Origin of the sequence: Streptococcus sp. 477 (assembly GCF_013277295.1) — a bacterium.
GTDB classification, from domain to species: domain Bacteria; phylum Bacillota; class Bacilli; order Lactobacillales; family Streptococcaceae; genus Streptococcus; species Streptococcus pseudopneumoniae.
Genome location: NZ_VMMQ01000034.1, coordinates 17,296 through 34,323, shown reverse-complemented (window position 1 = coordinate 34,323; position 17,028 = coordinate 17,296). Strand labels below are relative to the sequence as shown.

Below are 17,028 nucleotides of genomic sequence, written 5' to 3'. Positions count from 1 at the left end.
ATGGGAACATTTTCAGTCAGACACCTAGACTTATTTTACGGGGACTTTCAAGCCTTAAAAAATATTTCGATTCAATTACCAGAAAGACAGATTACTGCCTTGATAGGCCCATCTGGTTGTGGTAAATCAACTTTTCTAAAAACCCTTAATCGGATGAACGATTTGGTTCCTTCTTGCCATATTGAAGGCCAAGTCCTCTTAGATGAGCAAGATATTTATAGTAGCAAATTCAACCTTAATCAGCTACGTAAGCGTGTAGGGATGGTTTTTCAACAGCCTAATCCCTTTGCCATGTCTATCTATGATAACGTGGCTTATGGCCCAAGGACACATGGTATTCGAGACAAAAAACAATTAGATGCCTTAGTGGAAAAATCTTTAAAAGGGGCAGCCATTTGGGACGAAGTCAAAGATAATCTTAAAAAGAGTGCCATGTCCTTATCAGGCGGTCAGCAGCAACGCCTTTGCATTGCGCGAGCTTTAGCAGTAGAACCTGATATTCTGTTAATGGATGAGCCGACTTCAGCCTTAGACCCTATCTCCACTTTAAAAATTGAAGACCTCATTCAGCAACTAAAAAAGGATTATACAATTATCATTGTTACCCATAACATGCAACAAGCTTCACGTATTTCAGATAAAACTGCTTTTTTCTTAACAGGAGAAATTTGCGAATTTGGAGATACCGTTGACGTGTTTACCAATCCAAAAGATCAGCGCACAGAAGACTATATTTCAGGACGGTTCGGATAAGGAAGGAAAAACCTATGAGAAATCAATTTGATTTAGAATTGCATGAATTAGAACAATCCTTTTTAGGACTAGGGCAACTTGTCCTTGAAACAGCTTCAAAAACCTTACTGGCCTTAGCCTCCAAAGACAAGGAGATGGCAGAGCTAATTATCAATAAGGATCATGCTATCAACCAAGGTCAAAGCGCTATCGAATTGACCTGTGCCCGTTTGTTGGCCTTGCAGCAGCCACAAGTGTCTGACCTTCGATTTGTGATTAGCATCATGTCTTCTTGTTCAGACCTTGAACGTATGGGAGACCATATGGCAGGCATTGCCAAAGCTGTTTTGCAACTAAAAGAAAATCAACTAGCCCCTGACGAAGAACAGTTACACCAAATGGGTAAATTATCCCTCAGCATGCTAGCCGATTTATTGGTTGCCTTTCCTTTGCACCAAGCCTCAAAAGCTATTAGTATTGCTCAAAAAGATGAACAGATTGACCAATATTATTATGCCTTATCAAAGGAAATCATTGGACTTATGAAAGACCAAGAAACCTCAATTCCCAATGGAACTCAATACCTTTATATCATAGGGCATCTGGAACGCTTCGCTGATTACATTGCTAACATTTGTGAACGCCTAGTCTACCTAGAAACAGGAGAACTAGTGGATTTGAATTAATTCAACTAATCCTTAAAAGAGAAGAGTACGATTAAGTGCTCTTTTTTATGGTTGTAAAAAAGTTCATTTGACCAATTTAAGCAGTGTAGATAGTGAGGAGCTGTTTCAATTCTATCGTGAACGAGGGAATGCTGAAAACTTTATCAAAGAAAGGAAAGCAGGATTCTTTGGGGATAAGACAGATAGTTCGACCATGGTTAAGAATGAAGTACGTATGATGATGGGCTATCTGGCTTATAATCTCTACCTCTTTTTAAAGCAGCTAGCTGGTGATGAAGTAAAGGCCTTGACTATCAAGCGTTTTCGACCTCTCTTCCTTCATATTGCCGAAAATATGTCTCTACTGCTAGACGACATATTCTCAAATTCTCAAGTCTATACGCCTATTCAAAACAGTTTCAAGCCTTATTTGATACAATCTGCCAGATAAATCTGATACTCCCTGTTCCATATAGAGCTAGAGAGCAGGGGAAAACATGCCTAACAGAATAAGTCACCTTATTTTAGAAATCGAGCATCAAACCAAGGGAGGAGTCTGCCCTTTTTTAGGAAAAAATCAAGACAAATCTCCTCAATCATGTCTCAAATATTAGAAATCAAGCAAAATCACCAGAAGGACAGTAGTTTAACTAGCTTTTCTGGTGATTTTTGAACTGTGTAGTTCGTTAGTGCCAGATATGAATAATTTGGGATGATAAATCTTTCTTCCTCAGGTAGCCTATCATAATACTCTTCAAAAATCTTATCAAAAACACTCTCTTTCTTTTGGGCGATAGTTTCATCTTCGTATGTAGGAGTCCTCATCAAGAAATACTTCAATTTTAGGTATTCCTTATCCAACTCTATATAACTTGGCATCAACTTGTAATCTTCAACCCCCAAACGCTCAGCGATATATTTTAACTTTGTTAGTGTTGGTCTGGATTCTCCATTTTCAATTCTAATTAATTGACGGATACTCAATTCAGACTCATCACCACAAAATTCTGAACGACTGATTTTTTTAGCCAAACGTAATCTTTTAATTTTTTCGCCAAACTCTCGCAAGCTACAAGAACCTCCTGAGTTGTTTACCTCTATTATAAGCATATACTGAATCAAACTATCTATCAGATTTCTTCTCACTTTAACTAAAGACTAAGAGTTTATCCCTTCATCTCGGTTTTTGTGTATTTTTGAAGTCACAAAGACACCACTTCCCAGCAATGCAAGTGCAAAATCCTCTAGAATATGATAGAATAAGAGAAAGGACTCTATTAAGGAGGAAATCATGAAAAAACAAACCGTCGCCGTCTTGGGGCCTGGTTCCTGGGGAACTGCCCTTTCACAAGTCTTAAATGACAATGGACACGAGGTACGTATTTGGGGAAATCTTCCCGAACAAATCAATGAAATTAATACCTATCATACTAACAAACACTACTTTAAAGATGTCGTTCTAGATGAAAATATCATTGCCTACACCGACTTAGCAGAGGCACTGAGAGATGTGGATGCGATTTTGTTTGTTGTCCCAACAAAAGTGACACGACTTGTTGCCCAACAAGTTGCACAAACCTTGGACCATAAGGTTATCATCATGCACGCATCAAAGGGATTAGAACCTGATAGCCATAAACGATTATCAACCATTCTTGAAGAAGAAATTCCTGAACATCTCCGTAGTGATATCGTCGTTGTTTCAGGACCTAGTCATGCAGAAGAGACCATTGTGCGTGACCTAACTTTAATAACTGCTGCTTCTAAAGATTTACAAACAGCTCAATACGTTCAGGAGCTATTTAGTAATCACTACTTCCGACTTTATACCAATACGGATGTTATCGGGGTCGAAACCGCTGGTGCTCTCAAAAATATTATCGCTGTCGGTGCCGGAGCTTTACATGGTTTGGGATTTGGTGACAACGCTAAGGCAGCCATCATCGCTCGAGGCTTGGCAGAAATCACCCGCCTAGGGGTAGCACTCGGGGCTAATCCACTGACCTATAGCGGCTTATCTGGTGTGGGAGATTTGATCGTAACAGGAACCTCCATCCACTCTCGTAACTGGAGAGCCGGAGATGCTCTTGGTCGTGGAGAATCCCTAGCTGATATCGAAGCCAATATGGGCATGGTGATTGAAGGAATTTCAACGACTCGAGCAGCCTATGAGCTAGCGCAAGAACTTGGAGTCTATATGCCGATTACGCATGCCATTTACCAAGTTATTTACCAAGGAACCAATATCAAAGATGCCATTTATAATATCATGAACAATGAATTTAAAGCAGAAAATGAGTGGTCTTAACCCTCTAGAGAAAGGATTCTTATGGCACTGAAAGTTAGAAAAGCAGTCATTCCTGCCGCTGGACTAGGAACTCGATTTTTACCAGCAACCAAGGCCCTTGCTAAAGAAATGTTGCCAATTGTAGACAAACCAACTATCCAGTTTATCGTGGAAGAAGCTCTCAAATCAGGTATTGAAGATATTCTGGTTGTCACTGGTAAATCAAAACGTTCTATTGAGGACCACTTTGATTCAAACTTTGAATTGGAATATAATCTCAAAGAAAAAGGGAAAACAGATCTGTTAAAATTAGTAGATGAAGCAACTGGTATGCGCCTTCATTTCATCCGCCAAACTCACCCTCGTGGTCTTGGAGACGCTGTCTTACAAGCCAAAGCTTTTGTGGGGAATGAGCCCTTCGTTGTTATGCTGGGTGATGACCTTATGGACATCACAGACGAGAATGCCGTTCCTTTGACAAAACAACTGATGAATGATTACGAAAAGACACACGCATCAACCATTGCTGTCATGCCCGTACCACACGAAGATGTTTCATCATATGGAGTTATCGCTCCTCAAGGTGAAGGGATTAATGGTCTCTACAGTGTCGAAACTTTCGTTGAAAAACCAGCTCCCGAAGATGCACCAAGTGATTTAGCAATTATCGGTCGTTATCTTCTCACACCAGAAATTTTCGACATCCTCGAAAAGCAAGCTCCTGGTGCGGGAAATGAAATCCAGCTTACCGACGCTATTGATACCCTTAATAAAACACAACGTGTTTTCGCCCGTGAATTTACAGGAGCTCGTTACGACGTTGGGGATAAGTTTGGATTTATGAAAACATCTATTGACTACGCCCTCAAACATCCACAAGTCAAAGATGACTTAAAAGATTACCTCATCCAACTGGGAAAAGAATTGGCTGAGAAGGAATAATACTCTTCGAAAATCTCTTCAAACCACGTTAGCTTCACCTTGCCGTACTCAAGTATAGCCTGCGGTTAGCTTCCTAGTTTGCTCTTTGATTTTCATTGAGTATAAAATAAAAAAAGATAAGGTTCAAAAAATGCCTTATCTTTTTTCATTCCACAAATTTTCATCCCATTCCCTTGTAGAGAAGTAAGACTGCGAGTCCTACGAACAAGACTAACGCTACCAGTCTCTGACTAGCACTATACATCCGTCTTTCTCCTCTAACTGGAAAGATAATTGCTAGAAATGCGCCACCAACTGCACCTCCGATATGGCCTGCTAGGCTGATTCCTGGAATCAGAACACTTCCAATAATGTTAATCACAAAAAGTGTCAGATAAGACTGTCCTAGCTGTTGGATATAAGGATTACGAGTTGCATAGCGAAGAATGATAATCGCGGCAAATACACCATAAAGAGAGGTGGATGCACCTGCTGCTAAGGATTTGGGACTAAATACAAAAACAAAGAGATTGCCCATCATTCCTGATAAAAGATAGAGAAAGAAAAACTGCTTAGAACCGAAAATCTCCTCTACCTGCCTTCCAAGATAATAAAGTGAAAGCATATTAACAATGAAATGCTCCCACCCAATATGAACAAAAATAGCCGAAAAGAGACGCCAAATTTGCTCGGGAAAGAGGCGAATGGCAGGCCCATACATGGCTCCAAATCGAAATAGAGTATCCGCCCTGTCAAAGTTTCCTCCTGTAGTTACCAACATTAGTAGAAATACCACGGCCGTCACTAAAAGAAAGAAACTCGTCACAGGGTAACGCCTATCAAAGATTTCCTTCATCAATCAAAACCTCCTGAACAGGAATATCATGGTTTTCAGGGATAAAGTCCTGAACTTGATAATGATAAACCGTACTCAAAGTATGACCAGTAAACTGTTCCAGATAGCGGTCATAATAACCTCCGCCATAGCCAATCCGATAGCCTTCCATCGTAAAAGCCAGCCCTGGGACATGAATCAAATCAATCTGAGAGGCATCTACCACTTCCAAATTTCCCTGTGGTTCCAGTAAGCCAAAGGAAGTTTTGACCAGTTGTTGCAGATCATAGACCACAAAGTCCATGCGCCCCTTGGAATAGGTTTTGGGTATCAGAACCTTCTTGCCGTCCCTCAGCGCCTGCTCAATCAATCCCTGCGTTTGAAATTCGTGCGGAAAAGAGAGATAGGTTGCGATGACCTTGGCTTCTTGGTAGAAGGGATGGTGTAAAAGCCGCTCGGTTAAAGCTTGCTCTATAGCCTGTTTTTGCTCTTGAGATATAGCCTTCATTTCTTGCAAGACTTGCTTGCGTAGTTCCGATTTCATAGACAACCCCTCTACTCTGCTGCCTTCTTTTTCAGGAAACTAGAGACCGCATCCACCCCAATAGCTAATGCTTCTTCCTTAGGAGCCATCTGAGGGTGATGAAGGGCGTAGGGACTATCGATACCCAGCCAAAACATCACGCCATCAACCTTTGAAAGGAGATAACCAAAGTCCTCGCCTGTCATAGCAGGCTCGATATCAATCAACTCAATTCCGTCTTTCTCTTCAAAAAAGTCCATTAGTTCACGCGCCAAGGCTGGATGGTTCTCAACAGGTAGGTATCCACCTTGTTTGAGTTCCACTTCGACTTCCATATCAAAGGCAGCTGCAACTCCTTCTGCAACTGTTTTGACCCGCTTTTGTACCAAGAGACTCATGTCCTGAGTCAAGGCCCGAATAGTTCCATGCAAAAAGGCTGTATCTGTGATAACATTGTTGGTTGTTCCAGCTTGGAAAACTCCAAAGGTCACCACCGCTCCCTCGATTGGGTTGACATTGCGGCTGACAACTGACTGCACCTGGGTCACAAAGTAACTAGTTGCCACCAAGGCGTCATTAGCTTCATGTGGAAAGGCTGCGTGTCCTCCTTTTCCTTTGAAACGGATCTTCACCTCGCAAGTTCCTGCAAAGAGTGTATGAGTATTGGTCGCAATCTGACCAACCTTCAAATCTGGTCGAACATGAAGCCCATAAAACTGGTCTGGCAACCAGTCTCCAAAAGCACCATCCTCATACATGAGCATGCCACCAGCTTCATTTTCTTCAGCAGGCTGAAACAGGAAGAGTAGATTATTTTTAGGTTGTTCCTCAAGGGCGCGCTCGAGACAGCCTAAGGCAATAGTCATGTGGAAATCATGGCCACAAGCGTGCATGCGACCTTGATGCTGAGAAGCAAAAGGAAGTCCTGTTTGTTCAACGATAGGCAGACCATCAATATCCGTCCGCCAACCAATAGTACGCTCTGGCTGACTTCCCTGCAAGTAAACCAAAATACCTGTCCGCCAAGTACGAACTTGAACAAACTCCTTGCCCGCAGTCAATTTCTCAATCACATCCAGCAAATAAGCATGAGTTTTGATCTCCTCCAAGCCAATCTCTGGAATCTGGTGCAAATCTCGTCTAATCTGAATCAAATCTAACATCTATCTATCCTCCCATATAGCAGAAAGAGGCTGGAAAAGGGTTCCGCCTCTATTTTTCTTTTACAATTACAAGGTACGAAGCGCATCTTCTAGCGCTGTTTTTTGTTGAGTTTGGGCATCAATCTCTTTGATAATTCGAGCTGGAACACCTGCTACTACTACATTTTCTGGAACATCTTGGGTAACGATAGCTCCTGCTGCGACAACTGAACCACTACCGATTTGGACTCCTTCGATAACCACTGCATTGGCACCGATAAGAACATTGTCTCCAACACGGACTGGTTCTGCGCTAGCTGGCTCAATCACACCTGCTAAAACTGCACCTGCACCAACGTGGCTGTTTTTCCCAACGATGGCACGGCCACCAAGGATAGCCCCCATGTCAATCATGGTTCCTGCACCGATTTCAGCACCGATATTGATAACAGCTCCCATCATGATAACAGCATTGTCACCAATTTCTACCTGGTCACGGATAATAGCGCCTGGCTCGATACGAGCGTTGATAGCACGTTTATCTAGCAAAGGAACTGCAGAATTGCGAGCATCTTGCTCAACAACATAGTCTTGATTTTCTACCAAACCATTGAGAAGCGGAGCCACGTCCTTCCAGTCTCCAAATAAAACATTCCCTAGTCTAACAACCGAGCTAGGTACAGCAGTTGCGAGTTGTCCCTCAAAAGTTACTTTCACACTGGTTTTCTTCTCAGCATTAGCGATAAATTGGATAATTTCTTGAGCATTCATTTTTGTAGCAGTCATAAAAAAACCTCTCATTCTTTATAATGATAACTATTCTACCAAAAAAAGCCTCAAATTTGAAGCCTTTTTGTCTGTTTTTAGGTATGATTTTTTAGGGATGTGAGATAAAACGTGCTGTCGGTAAAAGCAAACCCCTACCGATACAACCTAAAAACACTCTTCACAACTATCTCCCCGTGTTTTATTGACTATTCTAGTATAGCACACTTTTAGAATTAAGAAAAGACTTTTTATCTACTTTCTTTCGCTTCTTCTATAGACAAAAATATCATGGGTAAAATAATCAAGGCCATAGCTAGAAGGAGTGACCAATCCACTACCAGGCCTAAGAACAAAACACTCAAGAGAGCAGAAGAGAGAGGTTCACTGGCACTGATAACGGAAACCACCAAAGGAGAAACCAAGGACACCGCCTTCATGGAAATAAAAAAAGCAAAAGCCGTCCCAAAGAAAGCGATAATGAGACAAATCAAGATACTCCAAATATCAAGAGTAAAGGAAAGCTGATGCACTGGCGAGAGAACATTGCTAAATAAACCTGCCAAAATCATCCCCCACCCAACCGTGGGTACAAAACCATAGCGCTTCGCAAAAGGCTGGGGCAAGATAACATTAAACATAACACCCATAGCACTCAGTAAGCCCGTCACAAGGGCTAGTGGTGTCATGGATAACTGAGAGAGATCTCCCTTTGTCGCCATCAAGCAAACACCCAGCATGGCAACCAAAACATAGAAAACAGCGCTTTTTGACGCTCGTTTTTGATAAACCAAGCGATTGTAAAAGAGGATAAAGACAGGGCTAATAAACTGTAAAATAGTTGCTGTCGTAGCATTTGAGTATTCTACACAGAGATAGAAAAAATACTGAACTGAAAAAATCCCCAAAATAGCATAGGCTAAAAAGGGCAGGTAATTTTTCTTGTCTCGCCAAATATCTAGCACTTGCGATTTTAATTGTATTGCAGACCAAATGAGTACAAGACTCCCTGCCAGTGTCAAACGCATAGAGGTAATCCAGCCCGAAGACACCTGATAATGAGTAAAGAAGTACTCTCCTAAAATTCCACAGATTCCCCATATTAAGCCGGATAGGAGCGAATAAATTTTTCCGTTAACAATCTTTTTCTGATACTGATTCATACCCTTATTGTAACACGAAAGGAAAAAAGTGGCAATCCATTGATTGGCCACTTCATTTAGAGAATTATCGTCTCGCCCTTGAAGAAGAAGGTCGTGTAGTAGTTGAGTTACTGCTATCGCTAGAACTACTACTTGAGCTGCTGGAGCTTGATGGAGTTGGTAGACTCCCCACGATGCTAGACCAAGCATTCTGATAATCCGCATCACTTCCACCAATAGCAAAGCGATAACTAGTCGTTGGCGCTCCTGTCTTATTAGCCCAATAGCTGGTAACAGTCGAACCTGTAACATCTACCTCTTTTCCTTCGACAGAAACCTTCCCTGGTTTTTGACCTGTTGATTTCAAGACTTCCGATTTCACTACACTAGGATCTAAAGTAAAGCGCTCGTTCCCCCAAATGCTTGGTGAGGCTTGCTGAATCGCATTTACCAGATGAGCCATGTAATTAGAGTTATTGGAATAACCTGCTCTACGTGACAATGAATGATTATCATCATGCCCAATCCAGCCACCTAGGGTTAATCTAGGTGTCGAAAGCATGAGCCACATATTTTCGTCTTGGTTGGTTGTACCAGTCTTCCCAATCCAATCTGCATTAGCCAGAGTAGGATTTAAAACAGTCAGATTCGTCTTGAAGGTTGTTGTCACACGAGAGGATAGAACTTCTCGCAGCAAGCCCTGCATAATTGTCGCAGTAGCTTTTGAATAGACTTGAACTGGTTTATCCTGATACTCATACACCACTCTACCATCTGCTGCTTCAATTTTAGAAATCACATGTTTCTGATGATAAACTCCGTTATTAGCTAGGGTCTGATAGCCATTAGTATGCTGGGCAACTGTGACTTCAATACCACCACCCATTGGCAGGCTCTCAATACCGTACTCAGGAATCTCGTAACCCATCTTTTCCATATAACCCTTGACATCAACACCCTTTTCACGGAGCATACGATAGGTCCAGTAAGCAGGGATATTCCATGAATAGTTCAGAGCTTCTCCCAAGGTCATCATTCCTGTTCCCTTGCTATTAGCATACATAATCGGATTACCATTAGCAAAGTTTGTTGGATAGTTAGATAGAATCGTTTCGCTTCCCATCAAGCCCTGATCAATAGCAATACCGTAGGCCAGCAAAGGCTTGGTAGTAGAAGCTGGTGAGCGTTTGGTATCAAAGGCATGATTATTTTGATTTTCTTGATAATTACGACCACCTACAAAGCCTAGAATAGCACCTGTTTGGTTGTCCATCAAGACATTCCCTACTTCTACACGACCTGTTCCATCGTCTAAAAGATAGCCATAGTCAGCAACCGCATTTTGCATGGCAGAATGAATTTTCTGGTCTATGGTAGTAGTAATCTTATAACCACCATTTTCAATTTCCTTGGCTGCCAAATCACGATAAAACTTCTGAGTTGCCTCATTTTTCAATTCCTTAGTGGAGACATTGTCTCTCTGAGCTAGATAGTCATACATACGTTCTTGAGCTTCTGCCAAAGTTGTAAAGTATAAATAGTCTCGTGAAATTCCTGTGACCGTGCCCGAGGGTAAAAAGTCCTGTTTAAGGTCATAATCCTTGTACTGAGAATACTCGTCCTTGCTTAAGGCACCTGTACGATACATACTGTAAAGAACTGCCTTAGCCCGTCTTAAGCCAATTTCTAGGTCTTCATCACTCTTCAACTCCCCAGTATTTTCATAAGGAGAGTAAGTAATGGGACTCTGTGGAAGTCCTGCTAAAAATGCTGCTTGAGGAACAGTCAACTGACTGGCATCGACACCGAAAATCCCCTCAGCCGCCTGCTGAGCTCCTGCAATATTCTGCCCCTTATTATTTCGGCCAAAGGGAGCCACATTGAGATAGGTCGTTAAAATCTCATCTTTATTCATGGCGCGTTCCAAGGCAAGAGCATCCACAATCTCTGTCGCCTTACGAGCCAAGGTCGGCGCATCCCCAACCACCTGCTGTTTAATCAGTTGCTGGGTCAAGGTTGAACCCCCACTAGAGGAACCCAAACCTACAAATTTCCCCAAGGTCGCACGAATCACCGCCTTGGGTACTACACCCTTATGTTCTTTAAAGTGTTCGTCTTCCGTCGCAATGATAGCCTTCTTCAGATTTTCCGAAATTTGCTCAGATGAGATAGAAGTGCGCAACAAATCACTCTCTATGGAAGCAATCACCGTCCCATCCGCATAGGTAATCTCTGAAATAGAAGAGATGTCCTTGACCTGATGTACCAATTCTTCTGTCTGAGGCACCCGAACCTTGTCAAATAAGGCCACTCCGTACCCCAAAGCAATCCCAGCTCCCAACATTCCTCCTAGAAAACCGAGTACAAAGAGTAAGTTAAATAAGGCTTTTATACTCAGTAAAATAGCTGGAAAAACGGCTGACTTATCTAAGGTTTTAGATTTTTTGGTACTTGAACCTTTCTTGCCAGGTCTAGCTGATTTTTTATGTTTTTGTTTTTGCTGGAAAAATTCCAGCATTTTTCGTTTTAATTCATTTAATTGATTTTGCATGGACTTCCTCACTCTATCTATTATACCACAAAAGGGAAACTTTCAATAAAATAGCCACTTTCTTCCCTATTCTGCTAGGCTATTGCCCAAGTTTGTGATACAATAGGTAGAAACAATAATTTTAAAAAGGAGAAAAGACACATGCACATTTTTGATGAGCTAAAAGAGCGTGGTTTGATTTTTCAAACGACTGATGAAGAAGCTTTGCGTAAAGCCCTAGAAGAAGGTCAAGTTTCTTATTATACTGGCTACGATCCAACTGCTGACAGCCTTCACCTAGGCCATCTTGTCGCAATCTTGACAAGTCGTCGCTTGCAACTAGCAGGTCACAAACCTTATGCGCTCGTTGGCGGTGCTACAGGTCTCATCGGAGATCCGTCCTTCAAAGATGCTGAACGTAGTCTCCAAACAAAAGACACAGTAGATGGCTGGGTCAAGTCTATCCAAGGACAACTTTCTCGTTTTCTTGACTTTGAAAATGGGGAAAACAAGGCTGTCATGGTCAACAACTACGACTGGTTTGGCAGCATCAGCTTCATTGACTTCCTCCGTGATATTGGAAAATACTTCACTGTCAACTACATGATGAGTAAGGAGTCTGTGAAAAAACGGATTGAAACAGGGATTTCTTACACTGAGTTCGCTTACCAAATCATGCAAGGGTACGACTTCTTCGTCCTTAACCAAGACCATAATGTCACTCTTCAAATCGGTGGTTCTGACCAGTGGGGAAATATGACAGCTGGTACCGAATTGCTTCGTCGTAAAGCTGACAAGACTGGACACGTTATCACAGTTCCGCTTATCACAGATGCAACTGGTAAGAAGTTTGGTAAATCAGAAGGAAACGCAGTCTGGCTCAATCCTGAAAAGACCTCTCCATACGAAATGTACCAATTCTGGATGAATGTTATGGACGCTGACGCTGTTCGCTTCTTGAAGATCTTTACTTTCTTGTCACTTGATGAGATTGAAGACATTCGTAAACAATTTGAAGCAGCGCCACACGAACGCTTGGCTCAAAAAGTCTTGGCTCGTGAAGTCGTTACACTTGTTCACGGCGAAGAAGCCTACAAAGAAGCCCTCAACATCACTGAGCAGCTCTTTGCAGGAAACATCAAAAACCTTTCTGTTAAAGAACTTAAACAAGGACTTCGTGGTGTGCCAAACTACCAAGTTCAAGCAGACGAAAACCACAATATCGTGGAACTGCTCGTGTCATCTGGTGTGGTTAACTCAAAACGCCAAGCCCGTGAAGATGTCCAAAACGGAGCTATCTACGTCAACGGCGACCGTATCCAAGACCTTGACTATGTCTTGAGTGACGCAGATAAGTTAGAGAATGAACTGACTGTTATCCGTCGTGGAAAGAAAAAATACTTTGTATTAACTTACTAAATTGTTCAACATTTACCTATAAAAAAAGGAGTTACCCTCGAGAAAGGTAACTCCTTTTTGCTGTGAATAGTCCCCACCTATCCCTTAATAGACAGGCTACGCAGTACAATGCGCAAGGTTGTTAGATTATGTAAGATAGAGAGATTTGAAGGACTGAGCCAATTAAATAAGCCAAAGCCAATCAAACTACTATTTACGACAACGGTATCTTGAATATTCTTCTTGATGAGTGTTTGCAAAGATGATGATAGCCAATCCAACTCTTGGAAGAAATCCAAACGATTATCTAACAATAAGATATCACTCATCTGCTTAGAAATATCTGCACTCTCATTCATCACCACACCGATATCTGATAGGGTTAGAGCCGCTGAGTCATTCAATCCATCTCCAACCATCAAAATAGTGTGACCTGCTTTCTGTAGTTCCTCTACTAACTCAAATTTTCCATCAGGTTTCAAGTCTGTATAGACCTGATCAAAGGGCAAATCTTTGACTAATGCCTCTGTTCTAACCAAGGTGTCCCCTGTTGCCAGAATCAATTTTTTCCCTTGTGCCTTAAGTTTCTCCAAGGCTGCTTTTGCTTCTTTTCTCAAAGGAGTATGAATGCAGAACATTCCAATCAATTCATTCTGGTAGGCTAAGAATAAGAGATTGTAGTGACTCTTGTACTCTTCAATTAAAGCATTTTGTTCTGAACTGATATGAATTTGCTCATCCTGCATCAAGACATAATTCCCAATAAGAACTGGTTGCCCATCTATATGAGATTTAATCCCCTTGCTTGCGATATATTGGAGTTTCCCATGCATTTCCTCATGTTCAATTCCCTCTATCTCGGCTTGCTTGACGATGGCATTAGCAATAGGATGATAAATGTGTTCCTCAAGACAGGCACTGATTCTGAGAATATCTTCCTCACTATAGTCCCCAAAAGGTAACACCTTTTCAACTATCGGATAGCTAGTTGTGATTGTTCCTGTCTTATCAAACAAGAAAGTATCAACTTCCAGATATTTCTCCAGAACATCCCCATCCTTAATCACCATTTCACGGTTCAACCCCTCCTTGATAGCTGTCAAATAAGCTACAGGAGTAGAAATTTTCAAAGCGCAGGAGAAATCGACCAATAGGAAAGAAATAGCCTTAGAAAAAGAACCTGTCAATAGGTAAGTCAGACCAGCCCCCAAGAAATTATATTTGACGACCTTATCCGCCATCTTGATGAAATAGCGTTGTTTCGTTTTCTTGTTTTCTTCAGATTTCTTCATCAACTCAATCAGTTGTAAAATCCGGCTGTTCATCTGATTATCGGTTACACGAATGCGTAACTCTCCAGTTTCTAATACTGTATTTGCACAAACCAAATCAGACTCTCTTTTTTCAACTGGAAAACTCTCTCCCGTCAAGGAACTTTCGTTGACCATACCTAAACCTGAAACTACTTGTCCATCAAACAGAATTTCATTTCCTTGAGATAGGACCAAGACATCTCCTATTTGAACATCGGAACTCTTGATACTAACGACCGTATCCCCCTGTACTAGAAATACATCGCTCTCTTTTGCAAGAAGGCTCTGTTCTAAATCTGTTGCCGTTTTTTTCAAGGACCACTGATCTAAATGATTCCCCAAATCAAGCATAAACATGATATTGCTAGCTGTCTTGGATTGGTTCATAAACAAGGACAATAAAATCGCCGAACAGTCCAAGACTTCCATCGTTAGTTCCTTACGCGCTAGTGTTTGATAGGCTTCTCTAACATAACCCAAAGCCTGATAACAAGTCCATATATAGCGAATAGGATACGGCACAAAACTACGAAAAAGCACACGCTTAATCGCTGCACCTGAAACAATAGAATAAGCACTCTCTTCTCTACGAATGGGAAGAGTCATCAACTCAGAAACTTTCCCTTTATCAATTCTTTTTAAAAAGGCTTCTGCATTATCTAATACAGAAAAGCCTTCTTTTATGCGTAGAGTAAAGTGCTGTTGATCCATGTAAAACTGGATAGACTCAATCCCCTTTTCATCTCTCGCCAAGGAACGAAGATAGTCTTGAATATCCAAGGTGAGTGAAAAAGAAGATGATAGTCGGATATGTTGGTATCCTCTATGTAGCACTTTAAAAGACATATTATTCTCCTATAAGGCTATCTAATTGCTCTTCTTTTTTCTCTTGCTCGTACAAATATTTGGCATCTTGCAAGACATCGTCTCCATGTTGTTTCACAACAGAAACAGATGCATCTAGCTCGTCTTTTAACTTATAAGCCTTAGCCAAGGCTTTAGAATAACCTTTTTTAGCTTCCTTACTTGCTAAGATTTTCAAACCAAGGGTACCAAATGCGACACCACCCAAAAAGAGTGATGATTTTTTCGCAACTTTTGCAACGGTTAGTACTTCTTTTAACATACTTATTTCCTCCTTATCATTATTATATAGCAATTTAGATATAAAAGCAATTTAATTTTGGCACTTTGAAAAGTAATGATACTACTATTTAATTCTATTACAAATCATCCTAAAGTTGCTTTCATTTGCCTCTTTTGATACACTTAAACTATGAATACAAATCTCAAACCCAAACTTCATCGTTTTGCTTCTGCGACTGCCTTTGCCTGTCCTATCTGTCAAGAAAATCTGACTCTGGTAGAGAGCAGTCTCAAATGCAACAATCGCCATTCTTTCGACTTAGCAAAATTTGGCTATGTCAATCTGGCACCTCAAATCAAGCAATCTGCCAACTACGACAAGGAAAACTTTCAAAACCGCCAACAAATTCTAGAAGCTGGTTTTTACCAAGCTATTTTAGAAGCCATCTCAAATTTACTTTCAAGCTCAAAAACTGCCAAAACAATTTTGGATATTGGTTGTGGCGAAGGTTTCTACTCTCGAAAACTCCAAGAAAGTCACTCTGAAAAAACTTTCTATGCCTTTGATATTTCCAAAGATTCCGTCCAAATCGCTGCCAAGAGTGAACCAAACTGGGCAGTCAATTGGTTCGTTGGTGACTTGGCTCGTCTTCCTATAAAAGATGCCAGCATGGACATTCTGCTTGATATCTTTTCGCCTGCCAACTATGGAGAATTTCGTCGCGTTTTATCCAAAGACGGTATCTTGATCAAGGTTATCCCAACTGAAAATCACCTCAAGGAAATCCGTCAGAAGGTACAAGACCAGCTGACAAACAAGGACTATTCCAACCAAAATATCAAAAATCATTTCCAAGAACACTTTACCATCCTATCTAACCAAACTGCCTCTCTGACTAAGACTATCACAGTAGAACAACTCCAAGCCCTACTCAGTATGACTCCTCTCCTCTTTCACGTTGACCAGAGCAAGATTGACTGGAGCCAACTGACAGAGATTACTATTGAGGCTGAGATTCTGGTTGGGAAAGCATTCTAAACTAGACTTCCCAAAGGTATAAAACTTACCGAAAATCTTCAATATTACAAAAACGCATAAGAACAGGTACTCAAACCTTAATCTTATGCGTTTTGTTATGCAAAAATCACTGGAGTTTCCATACATATTAAGTGGAAATAGTTGAAATCAGTTCTTTTAATAACCATTGAATACCATATAGTACATTTACCCCAAATATGATATAGGCCGTATAAATCAAGTATTTCGATTTTTCCCGTCTCAAAGAATAAATCTTGTACAAAATAGATAAATTTAAAATAATAAATAATAGAGACAAAATCTTCCTCCAAAATCAATCATAAAAGTAGGCAGTCAAGCATAGTTCTAATCTTTATTTTCGATTCGAGATAACAAACTTATCAATAAATAGCAAGTGATATAAGGCAAGTACAGACCCCCAGAAACTACCTCGAAGAGAGATTTCTTGATGATTGAGAGGAAACAAATCATGGTTACCTATATAGAGGCAGGTCAAAATAACAAATAAAATCCAAAATAAATCCGTCCATTTATATTTTGAAAAATATTTTTTCCACATAAAAACACCTTCTTTCCTACAATTATATTATAATACTTTATGTAAGCGAATACAAGGGGTATAAGGCTGAAGACAGTAAAAACCAGCATTT

General features: G+C 40.9%; 16 protein-coding genes and 1 pseudogene. 7 read left to right on the top strand and 10 right to left on the bottom strand.

Translation table 11 applies throughout. The annotated features are described in order from the left end of the window. The 3 genes and pseudogenes from pstB to HT691_RS05375 all read left to right on the top strand — a co-directional run. Positions 1-753 (top strand): phosphate ABC transporter ATP-binding protein PstB, encoded by a 753-nt coding sequence (pstB, locus tag HT691_RS05385; protein WP_000536446.1) that lies wholly within the window; start codon positions 1-3, stop codon positions 751-753. Positions 754-767: 14 nt separating this feature from the next. Then, positions 768-1,418: a phosphate signaling complex protein PhoU gene (gene phoU, locus HT691_RS05380; protein WP_001245788.1), complete on the top strand. Its 651-nt coding sequence runs from the start codon at positions 768-770 to the stop codon at positions 1,416-1,418. 61 nt (positions 1,419-1,479) lie between these two features. Beyond that, positions 1,480-1,910: pseudogene (locus HT691_RS05375) on the top strand (transposase); the annotation flags it as partial. Between the two features lie 114 nt (positions 1,911-2,024). On the opposite strand, the gene HT691_RS05370 reads toward HT691_RS05375, so the two are convergent. Further along, positions 2,025-2,465: a helix-turn-helix transcriptional regulator gene (locus HT691_RS05370; RefSeq protein WP_023939918.1), complete on the bottom strand. Its 441-nt coding sequence runs from the start codon at positions 2,463-2,465 to the stop codon at positions 2,025-2,027. 223 nt (positions 2,466-2,688) lie between these two features. Between HT691_RS05370 and HT691_RS05365 the strand changes: the two genes are divergently transcribed. Further along, positions 2,689-3,705, top strand: coding sequence for an NAD(P)H-dependent glycerol-3-phosphate dehydrogenase (locus HT691_RS05365; protein ID WP_119919435.1), 1,017 nt, complete (start codon positions 2,689-2,691; stop codon positions 3,703-3,705). Positions 3,706-3,726: 21 nt separating this feature from the next. Next, a complete protein-coding gene (galU, locus tag HT691_RS05360; protein WP_050392047.1) occupies positions 3,727-4,626 on the top strand; it encodes a UTP--glucose-1-phosphate uridylyltransferase GalU in 900 nt (299 codons plus the stop codon). A 160-nt stretch (positions 4,627-4,786) separates the two neighbouring features. On the opposite strand, the gene HT691_RS05355 is transcribed toward galU, so the two are convergent. The 6 genes from HT691_RS05355 to pbp1b form a co-directional block, all read right to left on the bottom strand. After that, positions 4,787-5,461 carry a rhomboid family intramembrane serine protease gene (locus HT691_RS05355; protein WP_054392634.1) on the bottom strand — a complete coding sequence of 225 codons (675 nt, stop codon included), beginning with the start codon at positions 5,459-5,461 and terminating at the stop codon, positions 4,787-4,789. Beyond that, entirely contained in the window at positions 5,445-5,984 is a 540-nt protein-coding gene (locus tag HT691_RS05350; RefSeq protein ID WP_000834335.1) for a 5-formyltetrahydrofolate cyclo-ligase, read from the bottom strand. Before HT691_RS05350 ends, HT691_RS05355 begins: the two co-directional genes overlap by 17 nt. 11 nt (positions 5,985-5,995) lie before the next feature. Beyond that, entirely contained in the window at positions 5,996-7,126 is a 1,131-nt protein-coding gene (locus HT691_RS05345) for an N-acetyldiaminopimelate deacetylase (protein ID WP_023933685.1), read from the bottom strand. Positions 7,127-7,192: 66 nt separating this feature from the next. Then, positions 7,193-7,891, bottom strand: coding sequence for a 2,3,4,5-tetrahydropyridine-2,6-dicarboxylate N-acetyltransferase (dapD, locus tag HT691_RS05340; protein ID WP_000127477.1), 699 nt, complete (start codon positions 7,889-7,891; stop codon positions 7,193-7,195). 230 nt (positions 7,892-8,121) lie between these two features. Next, positions 8,122-9,033 (bottom strand): DMT family transporter, encoded by a 912-nt coding sequence (locus HT691_RS05335; RefSeq protein WP_054388467.1) that lies wholly within the window; start codon positions 9,031-9,033, stop codon positions 8,122-8,124. A 64-nt stretch (positions 9,034-9,097) separates the two neighbouring features. Then, a complete protein-coding gene (gene pbp1b / locus HT691_RS05330; protein WP_054388468.1) occupies positions 9,098-11,563 on the bottom strand; it encodes a penicillin-binding protein PBP1B in 2,466 nt (821 codons plus the stop codon). A 141-nt stretch (positions 11,564-11,704) separates the two neighbouring features. On the opposite strand from pbp1b, the gene tyrS reads away from it, so the two are divergent. Next, positions 11,705-12,961, top strand: coding sequence for a tyrosine--tRNA ligase (tyrS, locus tag HT691_RS05325; RefSeq protein WP_000546884.1), 1,257 nt, complete (start codon positions 11,705-11,707; stop codon positions 12,959-12,961). A 77-nt stretch (positions 12,962-13,038) separates the two neighbouring features. Here the strand turns inward: tyrS and HT691_RS05320 are convergent, their stop codons facing one another. Both HT691_RS05320 and HT691_RS05315 read right to left on the bottom strand, forming a co-directional pair. Continuing rightward, complete coding sequence (locus HT691_RS05320) at positions 13,039-15,099, bottom strand: heavy metal translocating P-type ATPase (protein ID WP_023933681.1); 2,061 nt, start codon at positions 15,097-15,099, stop codon at positions 13,039-13,041. 1 nt (position 15,100) lies between these two features. Further along, a complete protein-coding gene (locus HT691_RS05315) occupies positions 15,101-15,379 on the bottom strand; it encodes a DUF6110 family protein (protein WP_000910909.1) in 279 nt (92 codons plus the stop codon). Between the two features lie 150 nt (positions 15,380-15,529). Here HT691_RS05315 and HT691_RS05310 point away from each other — a divergent pair, with 150 nt between their 5' ends. Further along, positions 15,530-16,378: a putative RNA methyltransferase gene (locus HT691_RS05310; protein WP_138706004.1), complete on the top strand. Its 849-nt coding sequence runs from the start codon at positions 15,530-15,532 to the stop codon at positions 16,376-16,378. 352 nt (positions 16,379-16,730) lie between these two features. Here the strand turns inward: HT691_RS05310 and HT691_RS11645 are convergent, their stop codons facing one another. Next, on the bottom strand, positions 16,731-16,937 hold the full coding sequence (locus tag HT691_RS11645; protein WP_000265678.1) for a hypothetical protein: 207 nt from the start codon (positions 16,935-16,937) through the stop codon (positions 16,731-16,733). Positions 16,938-17,028 lie beyond the last annotated feature (91 nt).